This is a genomic window from Methyloceanibacter sp. (assembly GCF_051306395.1).
Classification (GTDB): Bacteria; Pseudomonadota; Alphaproteobacteria; order Rhizobiales; family Methyloligellaceae; genus Methyloceanibacter.
The window spans coordinates 1-8,288 of the sequence record NZ_JBPPND010000050.1 but is presented as its reverse complement, the minus strand read 5'-3'; the positions used below and the strand labels follow the sequence as shown (position 1 = coordinate 8,288).

At 62.9% G+C, this 8,288-nt stretch carries 11 protein-coding genes and 1 tRNA gene; 5 read left to right on the top strand and 7 right to left on the bottom strand.

What is annotated here, in order from left to right; genetic code table 11:
* The first annotated feature begins 182 nt into the window (after positions 1 to 182).
* Together ACSLE4_RS03440 and ACSLE4_RS03435 are read left to right on the top strand one after the other, a co-directional pair.
* The gene (locus tag ACSLE4_RS03440) at positions 183 to 437 is read left to right on the top strand and encodes a hypothetical protein (protein WP_435903086.1); all 255 of its coding nucleotides are present in this window, start codon (positions 183 to 185) and stop codon (positions 435 to 437) included.
* 126 nt (positions 438 to 563) lie between these two features.
* On the top strand, positions 564 to 758 hold the full coding sequence (locus ACSLE4_RS03435; protein ID WP_435903085.1) for a hypothetical protein: 195 nt from the start codon (positions 564 to 566) through the stop codon (positions 756 to 758).
* Here the strand turns inward: ACSLE4_RS03435 and ACSLE4_RS03430 are convergent.
* The 3 genes from ACSLE4_RS03430 to cpdR all read right to left on the bottom strand — a co-directional run bounded on the left by ACSLE4_RS03430 (position 747) and on the right by cpdR (position 1,760).
* On the bottom strand, positions 747 to 1,091 hold the full coding sequence (locus ACSLE4_RS03430; protein WP_435903084.1) for a hypothetical protein: 345 nt from the start codon (positions 1,089 to 1,091) through the stop codon (positions 747 to 749). The genes ACSLE4_RS03435 and ACSLE4_RS03430 overlap by 12 nt on opposite strands.
* A gap of 157 nt (positions 1,092 to 1,248) precedes the next feature.
* Positions 1,249 to 1,323, bottom strand: a tRNA-Val gene (locus ACSLE4_RS03425).
* 77 nt (positions 1,324 to 1,400) lie between these two features.
* Complete coding sequence (gene cpdR, locus ACSLE4_RS03420; protein WP_069623421.1) at positions 1,401 to 1,760, bottom strand: cell cycle two-component system response regulator CpdR; 360 nt, start codon at positions 1,758 to 1,760, stop codon at positions 1,401 to 1,403.
* 270 nt (positions 1,761 to 2,030) lie between these two features.
* Here cpdR and ACSLE4_RS03415 point away from each other — a divergent pair, with 270 nt between their 5' ends.
* Positions 2,031 to 2,930: an N-formylglutamate amidohydrolase gene (locus ACSLE4_RS03415; RefSeq protein WP_435903083.1), complete on the top strand. Its 900-nt coding sequence runs from the start codon at positions 2,031 to 2,033 to the stop codon at positions 2,928 to 2,930.
* Positions 2,931 to 3,223: 293 nt separating this feature from the next.
* Positions 3,224 to 4,021 (top strand): histidinol-phosphatase, encoded by a 798-nt coding sequence (hisN, locus tag ACSLE4_RS03410; RefSeq protein ID WP_435903082.1) that lies wholly within the window; start codon positions 3,224 to 3,226, stop codon positions 4,019 to 4,021.
* Here hisN and ACSLE4_RS03405 read toward each other — a convergent pair.
* Positions 4,018 to 4,974 (bottom strand): alpha/beta fold hydrolase, encoded by a 957-nt coding sequence (locus ACSLE4_RS03405; RefSeq protein WP_435903081.1) that lies wholly within the window; start codon positions 4,972 to 4,974, stop codon positions 4,018 to 4,020. The two genes, hisN and ACSLE4_RS03405, sit on opposite strands and share 4 nt — an antisense overlap.
* 304 nt (positions 4,975 to 5,278) lie before the next feature.
* Here ACSLE4_RS03405 and ACSLE4_RS03400 point away from each other — a divergent pair, with 304 nt between their 5' ends.
* Complete coding sequence (locus ACSLE4_RS03400; RefSeq protein WP_435903080.1) at positions 5,279 to 5,746, top strand: Hsp20 family protein; 468 nt, start codon at positions 5,279 to 5,281, stop codon at positions 5,744 to 5,746.
* Between the two features lie 207 nt (positions 5,747 to 5,953).
* Here ACSLE4_RS03400 and ACSLE4_RS03395 read toward each other — a convergent pair whose 3' ends face one another.
* The 3 genes from ACSLE4_RS03395 to ACSLE4_RS03385 are packed head-to-tail and all read right to left on the bottom strand — an operon-like array spanning position 5,954 to position 7,914.
* Entirely contained in the window at positions 5,954 to 6,730 is a 777-nt protein-coding gene (locus tag ACSLE4_RS03395; RefSeq protein WP_435903079.1) for an HvfC/BufC N-terminal domain-containing protein, read from the bottom strand.
* Positions 6,727 to 7,602, bottom strand: coding sequence for an MNIO family bufferin maturase (bufB, locus tag ACSLE4_RS03390; protein ID WP_435903078.1), 876 nt, complete (start codon positions 7,600 to 7,602; stop codon positions 6,727 to 6,729). Before bufB ends, ACSLE4_RS03395 begins: the two co-directional genes overlap by 4 nt.
* A gap of 6 nt (positions 7,603 to 7,608) precedes the next feature.
* Positions 7,609 to 7,914: a BufA1 family periplasmic bufferin-type metallophore gene (locus ACSLE4_RS03385; protein WP_435903077.1), complete on the bottom strand. Its 306-nt coding sequence runs from the start codon at positions 7,912 to 7,914 to the stop codon at positions 7,609 to 7,611.
* Positions 7,915 to 8,288 lie beyond the last annotated feature (374 nt).

Genomic DNA, 8,288 nt, shown 5'->3' with positions numbered 1-8,288 from the left:
CCATGCTTTGTTATGGAGCGCTACCCCCGATGACGGCGCGTAAGACACGCGATCAAGCGGACATGGCTCCCTTCGCGAGACGAAGGCCGAAGCTGACATTGCCAAGGTGCTGACGTTCGATGAGGCGCGGCGCATTGCTGTGAACGTTGCTAAGCTGCCAGAAATTTCAGGGAGGCACGAAAATGAAGATCGCCTTCGCTTTGTACGTTGCGCTGATATGGACTGACACTCCCCTCATTGACGGCACTGAAATCCATATGCCCGATCCCAACAGGCAAATCATCGATTTACGCAAGACCTATGAAACTGAGCAGGCGTGCCTAAGTGCGTGCGCTGCCTTGCAACGCTCTGGGGGTATTCCGAGTGGCCTTGATGCCCCTGGCCGCAGATACAAGGCCTTGATGGATTACTTTTGCATCCAAGTTCCCAGTGAGTGACGACAGCTTTGGCGCATGACCCCAGGCTGCTATGCTTGGCGGTCTTGAGCGAGGGGCCACACGAAATAACCACGCCGTTTCCCACCACCGTGGACGGTCGAACAGATACCGGGAGGCTTCAAGGTCGTGGACGCGAACGGCCAGTCACTCGTCTACGTCTCCGCTCGCGAGACACGCGAGCAAGCTGACATCGCTAAGGTGCTGACCTTCGATGAGGCGCGGCGCATTGCTGTGAATGTTGCTAAGCTGCCGGAGCTGTTGGGGCAGAGTAAGCGTGGTTTCCGTCGCAAGACGCGCTGGCACAACCTGTTAGGCCAGTGAGACTTTGATGATCGGCCCCTTGTTCATCTCATGGATCTCGATGCTGGAAGGAAGCTGATTTTCTCTGAGCCACTTTAGATGATCGTCGTAACTGGGGATCGGAAAGGGACTTTTCCCACCAAGTGAGATCCTTGGTGTCTCCGGTTCCAATTTCTTGATGAACTCGATGACCTCGCTCTCGGATGCAAATCTGTCAACCCGGAAGGCCGGAAAGCTCTGAGTGTTCCGGCGAGTAGCCACATACCAACCCTGCTCTCCTTGTTCCCCTGCAATCCCGTAGTCCAGGATAAACAGGCGGTCATCTTTATAGACTTCCCCGTCATAGAGGAGCATCGCTACCTCGGTGGCCTCTTGGTGCTACACAGCAGATTAGCTCAAGCAGCAGACCAACAAGCGGCGACGAAAGTTGCAAAACGTTGCCCAAAGAGTTGCCCCAGGAGAGGTGGCCGCCATTTCCTTGTTCTAAGTTATTGATTTTAATTAATAAAGATGGTGGGCGGTACTGGGATCGAACCAGTGACCCCTACGATGTCAACGTAGTGCTCTACCGCTGAGCTAACCGCCCGCTGCCTCGGAAGGCGAGGCGACTTCTATATGGGGGGCGATGGGCGAAGGCAACCCGCCGTTTCGCCCCTTTAGAGCCTAGGCCGCGAGCATCCGCTCCACCTGATCCACCAGATCGCGCAGATGGAATGGCTTCGACAGGATCTTGGCGTCTTTCGGGGCGTTATTGTCCGGGTTGAGCGCCACGGCGGCAAAGCCAGTGATGAACATGATCTTGAGATCGGGATCGAGCTCAGAGGCCTTGCGGGCCAACTCGATGCCGTCCATCTCCGGCATGACAATGTCGGTGAGGAGAAGCATGAAGGGCTCTTCCTTCAGCCGCTCATAGGCCTCGAGCCCGTTGCCGAACGACACGACGTCGTAGCCGGCCTTCTCGAGCGCCTTGACCAAGAAGCGGCGCATATCCTCGTCATCCTCGGCAAGCAGAATACGCTGCACGCTGCGTGCCCGTGGATCGTTCGCTTCCATAGTCCCCGTCCCCCTCAACTCTCGCCACATTGGGCGTACACGAACTTGGTAAACGACCGCTTGCCTTGGCAAAAAAGGCCGGCGGGCCGTCCCCTTACTGAACTCCAAATCATTGCGTCTATTTGAGCCGGGCACAAGACAGAACACGCCTAGACAGGGTCAACTCTCGTTGGCAGAGTTTACAGAACTGAATTCGAGGCTGTCGGACCCCGCAAAAGGGCCGGAAATCAAGAGTTGGCCATGAGCCCAAGCGAGGCTGAGGCGATCGAACGTGAGCTTTCTCCGCCGTTTTCCGTGCTGCGGCCGGCGGAGCTCAAAGTTCCCCTCGTCTTCAACTCCCCCCATAGCGGCCGGAACTACCCCAGCACCTTCCTGGCGGCCTCGCGGCTCGACGCCCACACGCTGCGGCGGTCGGAGGACGCCTTCGTCGAGGAGCTGTTCGGCTTCGTCGCCGATCTGGGGGCGCCGCTGCTGCATGCCCATTTCCCGCGTGCCTATCTCGACGTGAACCGCGAGCCTTACGAGCTTGATCCCATTCTCTTCCGCGATGGGCTGCCCCATTACGCCAACACCCAGTCGGTGCGCGTTGTGGGTGGGCTCGGCACCATCGCCCGCATCGTCTCGGAGTCCGATGAGATCTACCGGGAGCCGCTCTCGGTCGAGGCGGCGCTTGAGCGCATCAGCCGGCTTTACACGCCCTACCACGAAACGATTGCGGCGCTTCTCCTTGAGGCGAAGCGGGAATTTGGTCTGGCTGTGCTGATCGACTGCCATTCCATGCCCTCCAGCCCCACCGCGGACCGGACCGCGGGGCGTCCGGACTTCGTGCTCGGCGATCGTTTCGGCACCTCGTGCAGCGGAGAGTTGACCCGGCACGCCGCCGGCGCGCTCGAAGCTCAAGGGTATGCGGTCGCGCTGAACAAGCCCTATGCCGGCGGCTACATCACCGAGCATTACGGCCGTCCGCACAAGGCGCAGCACGTGCTCCAGATCGAGATCAACCGCGCGCTCTACATGAACGAGACGAGCTTCACCAAGTCGCAGGGCTTCGACCGCCTCCGGGAGGGCCTTCAGACCATGGTGCGCGGGCTCATCCCCGGCATTCCCGGGCTCGCCATCCCGCGCGCCGCGGCCGAGTAACCCCTTCAAAGCACAAAAAAAAGGGCCGTTCGATTGAACGAACGGCCCAAGTCTAGGGAGGAAACGCCCAAGGAGGGCAGCGGCACAGCTGGAAAGCCATGCCGCGTTGCAACAATATGTCATTGCGGCGCACAAAAATCAAGATAGCTGTCCCAGACCCGCGACATTCCTGAAACACTGGTGCAGAACTGCCACGAACGCCTCCGGAGCATTTGCCTTGCCGGCACTCAAAATACGCCGCACCGCCAGCTAGGCCTTGACTCACAACGGCAAACGCCGCCAAGCCATGTCCTGTGTCAGAGACTGAACAACCCGATTTCGACGCCTATATAGCGACAGCCCACGCGCTCGCCGAGAGGGCCGGCGCGGTCATATTGCCGCATTTTCGGGCCGGGACGGCCGTTGACCATAAAGGCAGCGGCGCGTTCGATCCCGTGACCGCGGCGGACCGGGACGCGGAAGCGGCGATCCGGCAGATGATCGCCGAAACCTATCCAAGCCACGGCATCGTCGGCGAGGAGTTCGGCAATGAGCGCGCCGACGCGGACTATTGCTGGATCATCGACCCGATCGACGGCACTCGCCCCTTCATCATGGGTCAGCCTCTGTGGGGCACGCTGATCGGGCTCACCGCCCACGGCGCCCCGTTGCTCGGCATGATGGACCAGCCCTACACGAAAGAGCGCTTCTGGAGCGGTGAGACGGAAAGCTTCTTTGCCCGCGGCGGCGAAACGCAGACCATCGAGGTTCGCCCCTGCCCCTCGATGAGCGAAGCGATGCTTGCCTCGAGCACGCCGGACATGTTCACCGGAGCCAATGAGAGACCTTACGCGCGTTTGACAGAGGCCGTGCGCCTCCGCCGCTTTGGCGGCGACTGCTACAACTATTGCCTCCTGGCCATGGGCCAGATCGACCTTGTGGTCGAAACGGATTTGAAGCCGTTCGACATCCTGCCGCTGGTACCCATCATCGAGCGCGCGGGCGGCGTGGTTACGACCTGGGAGGGCGGCGACCCGCACGATGGCGGCCGCATCATCGCCGCCGGCGATCCCCGCCTCCACGCCGCCGCGATGGAGATACTGTCGGGCTAGCTTGCCTTGCTCAAGGCGACGCCCGTCACAAAAGCATCGAACGCCGCCCAGAACTGCTCGCGAATGGCATCGCGCTCTTGAAGGATCTCGTGGCGCGATCCGCGCAGCACGATCTGCGAGCCGGCCCGAAGCCGCGAGGCAAGATTTTCGATGGCCTTGCTCGAGACGATCTGATCGTCACCCGCGGCCACCAGCAGCGACGGGATGCGGATGCGCGGCGCGTATTTCTCATCCTTGAGCCGCGCCATAGCCTCGAAGGCGGCGTTGAGCCAGCCGATCGTGGGCGGACCGACCGCAAGCCCCGGCGCGGCCTGAAGCACGCCAATGTTGCGGTAGAAGCGCTCCCGGTCCGAGGTCAGCGGATTGTCTTCGAAGACGTCGTTGAGCCATTGCTCCGGCTTGCCCGGGGCGGCCTGTTTGCCGAAGCCGAACATTGTCAGGCCGTCCGCGAGGCGCGCGCACAGACCTTGCGACATCGGCAAACCCACCAACTCCACCATTGGCGCGGTCATGACCATGCGGCTGAACCAGCAGCCCCGCTTGGTCGCGGCGTTGAACAGCACCGTCGCCGCCATGGAATGGGCAATCGCGTAGTAGGGCATCGGACAGTCCGGGAGCACGACCCCCCTCATGAAGTGGGAGAGGTCCTCCTCGTAATCGGCGAAATCGCTGACATGGCCCTTCATCGAACTTCGCGTCAGGCGGCTGGAGCCTCCTTGCCCGCGCCAGTCCAGCACCGCGACGGCAAAGCCGCGGCGGCGCAGTTCGCCCACCACCTCGAAATACTTTTCGATGAACTCGTTCCGCCCGGGGAAGATGCACACCGTCCCGCGCCGCTCGCGCAAGGCGGACTGCCAGCTCGCGTAGCGAATCCGTACGCCCTTGCGGATATCGAGATAGCCCGCCGACGCGCCAAGCGGGATCGGGTTCTTCGGTGTCGAGACGAGATCCATCGTTTTGAAAGGCCCCTAAGCCCCGGCGCTTGCGCCGCCAGAAAGCGAATTCCTTACTACAGCGCCTGCCGGGCTGACCACAACACCGCCGGCGTCTTGGGCTTCCGCTCCATCTTGGGTTCCGGTCCCGTCGGGCCCCCGCAGCCCTGATTTGGTGTGCATATTCAGCGGCCTACCCCTCTTGAAGCGCGCCGGGCGCACACCCATATCCGCAAGCGCGCAAGGCCATTCGGCTTGCGTTGGCTTGCCCGGCTCGACGGAAAGAGCGGGCGTGAACCATATCGCTTCTTACGGAGGATGTGACATGAGACATTTCGATTTGACCCCCCTGTATCGCTCCGCCATCGGTTTCGACCGCATCGGCTCGCTGCTCGACACGCTCAGCACGTTCGAGGGCGAGGCTCCGAGCTACCCGCCCTACAACATCGAGCGCGTCGCCGAGAACGACTATCGCATCAGCATGGCCGTGGCCGGCTTCAGCGAAGGCGATCTCGACATCGAGGTGAAGGAGCACACGTTATCCATTCGCGGCGAGAAGCGCGTCGAACAGGAGGATTCCACCTACCTGCACCGCGGCATCGCGGCGCGCAGCTTCGAGCGGCGCTTCCAGCTCGCCGACCATGTGGTGGTGAAGGGCGCGACCCTGGAGAACGGCTTGCTTCACGTCGATCTCGTGCGTGAGCTCCCCGAGGCCATGAAGCCGCGCACCATCGAGATTGCCACCAAGAGCGAGACCGAGCAGCCGAAGGTCCTCGACAACAAGGCTGCCTAAGGCACAGCTCAAGTCAGCGTTCAAATTTTGAGCTTAGCAAGAAGGGCGTCCTCCGTGAGCGAGGGCGCCCTTCTCAGATTCGCAGGTGCTACGGGAGAGAACCTGCCAGGAGTGCCGCTACGCAGAACGAACAGGCGGCAGATCGAAGCCTAGGCCTCACAACTTACGCAGCGCTTAACGAGTCTGTTCTTTTGCGGAAAGGTTTCGTTAAGGCTTTCGCGCGGCCACGGCGACGATGACTCCGCTTGTCATGAGCCCCGCCAGATTCGCTTCGAGATCGAAGGCCGGAGCCTCGCCTGAAGCGCGCGAAGCTGCCTCGAGAAGCGTCGCCCCCTCCGCCAGCGCCTTCACGAAATGAGCCCCGCCAGATGGCAGTCGCCGCACCTCCACTTCGAGGTTCGGCCGCACCACGAGCGCATCCTCCCCTTCCGCCGGCAGCCGAGCAGGCTCGTTTTCGCCGTCGCGCAGAGCGAGCTGCCAGATGGTGACGACCGGATAGTCCGAGCACACCACCTGAAGCGAAGGATGGAGCGTCAGCACGGCACCCTCCGCGGTCTCGCCCACCTCCGCCAGGTCGCTCAGCGACAGCGGCGCGGCGTCCTTGGCGTGATAGGCCCGATGCCACGCCCATTCGAGCCGCGCCACGTCGGCGAGATAGGGCACCGCCGAGGCCGGTGGAAACGCGCCAATGAAATCGGCGAAGTCCGCGCCGTAGCGCAGCAGCACAGGCGATGCGGGCGGCGTCTTCTCCACGTAGAGGCGCGCCATGGCCCGGAAGAATTCCTCGCCCACGAGCCGCGCCGAGACCGGGAACCGGCTCCCCAGCACGTCGATCAAGCTCGCATAGACATTGTTGCGGTAGACGGCGAAGCGTCGCGACGGGCTTCCCCCTTGCCGGCCTACGACCGGCGCCGGCACGTCCGCCTCCGCATCGAGCACGGCCCGGGCAAACGCGCCTTCGAGATCGAGCGCGCGGTCCATCATGCCTCGGCGCGGTTGCTGCGTCGTTCCGCGATCACGGCATCGGCGCGCTTCGCCTCGGCAAACAGCGCGGGCCAAGCCGGCACGTCGTTGTCCCACTCGATCAGGGTGGGCGTAGGCCCGGTGCGGGCAAGCGCGTGGGCATAGAGCGCCCAGACCGGATCGGCCACCTCGCGCCCGTGATCGTCGATCAGGAGCGCCGAGCCGTCGTCGTCCTCATCCTCCGCGTGACCGCCGAGATGGATCTCGCCCACATGCTCGGCGGGGAAGCTGTCGAGATAGTCGATCGCGTCGAAGCCGTGATTGGTCGCCTGCACGAAGACATTGTTCACGTCGAGCAGCAGCCCGCAGCCGGTTCGCCGCGCGATCTCGCGCAAGAAATCCACCTCGCTCATCGACGTCTCGGCGAAGGCCACATAGGTCGATGGGTTCTCCAGCAGCATGGGGCGATGAAGCGTCTCCTGCACCTCGTCGACATGCACGCAAACCCGCTGGAGCGTCTCCTCCGTGTAGGGGAGCGGCAGGAGGTCGTTGAGATAGACCGTGTCGTGGCTCGACCACGCGAGATGCTCGGAGAACAGCGCCGGCTGGTAACGGTCGGCGAGCGCGCGCAAGCGGGCAAGATGCGCGCGGTCGAGCGGGCCGGCCCCGCCGATGGACAAGCCGACGCCATGCAGCGACAGCGGGTAACGCTCACGCACTTCCGTCAGGTAGGCATGCGGCGGACCGCCCTCGCCCATATAGTTCTCGGCATGGATCTCGCACCAGCCGAGATCCGGCGCACCTTCGAGAATGTCGCGATAGTGCTCGGGCTTCAGCCCGACTCCGGCACGCGGCGGAATCGGGCTCATCCCGATCAGGTCGGATGCCGCCATGATCGCCTAAGCAGGCGGGAGGTCGCGATCCAGCGCCTCCAAGCTGCCGGTGCGGCCGTCTGGTAGTTCCATGGTCGTACAACTGCCCTTCGGCACGAGCTTCCAGGCATTGCCCTGATAGTCGATCGTGGAGGTGCCGGCGCAGGTCGTGCCCTTGCCCGCGGCACAGTCGTTCTCGCCCGCCTTGGCGACGCCGAAGCACTTCTCCTGGTCCTCGGCGGCGGCGTAGCCACCGGAGGCGGCAACCCCGAGCGCCGCGGCGAAGGCCGAAGCCACGGCCAGGCCTGAGATTTTCTTGGGTTGATCGGTCATGTCAGCTCCTCTTGGGTCAACGGCAGGGCCGGAATTTGGGGAATTCAGGGGGCCCTGAGTGTCCCCGATTAGGCCAGCGCGAGCGCGCTCACGTCAAATCACGCCTCCGCCAGACCTGGTGAAGTCGCGCGCGCAACTTTGGGCCCAAAGGCCCCGAATCCGCGCTTGTGCCCCCCCTTGAAATCTGTCATTTTGGGGTCAATAGGACAGGCTTGCTGACCTTTGTTCTGGAGGCTGCGGCGCGGGGCTTAAGAGCGCCTCACTGAGGTGCGGATGACGGGCCTCATATGCTGCTTTCGCTGGCGCAAGGGCGCGCGAGCCCCCTAAAGGCCGGATCTTCGCTTTAGGCTTACACGTTCATGCTGGTGAAGAGG

Bases quoted from the DNA above. Each gene is read 5' to 3' on its own strand.
- ACSLE4_RS03385 (WP_435903077.1), bottom strand. From the start codon at position 7,914: ATGACCGATCAACCCAAGAAAATCTCAGGCCTGGCCGTGGCTTCGGCC.
- ACSLE4_RS03415 (WP_435903083.1), top strand. From the start codon at position 2,031: ATGAGCCCAAGCGAGGCTGAGGCGATCGAACGTGAGCTTTCTCCGCCG.
- bufB (WP_435903078.1), bottom strand. From the start codon at position 7,602: ATGGCGGCATCCGACCTGATCGGGATGAGCCCGATTCCGCCGCGTGCC.
- ACSLE4_RS03400 (WP_435903080.1), top strand. From the start codon at position 5,279: ATGAGACATTTCGATTTGACCCCCCTGTATCGCTCCGCCATCGGTTTC.
- ACSLE4_RS03430 (WP_435903084.1), bottom strand. From the start codon at position 1,091: ATGCTCCTCTATGACGGGGAAGTCTATAAAGATGACCGCCTGTTTATC.
- ACSLE4_RS03405 (WP_435903081.1), bottom strand. From the start codon at position 4,974: ATGGATCTCGTCTCGACACCGAAGAACCCGATCCCGCTTGGCGCGTCG.
- ACSLE4_RS03395 (WP_435903079.1), bottom strand. From the start codon at position 6,730: ATGATGGACCGCGCGCTCGATCTCGAAGGCGCGTTTGCCCGGGCCGTG.
- ACSLE4_RS03440 (WP_435903086.1), top strand. From the start codon at position 183: ATGAAGATCGCCTTCGCTTTGTACGTTGCGCTGATATGGACTGACACT.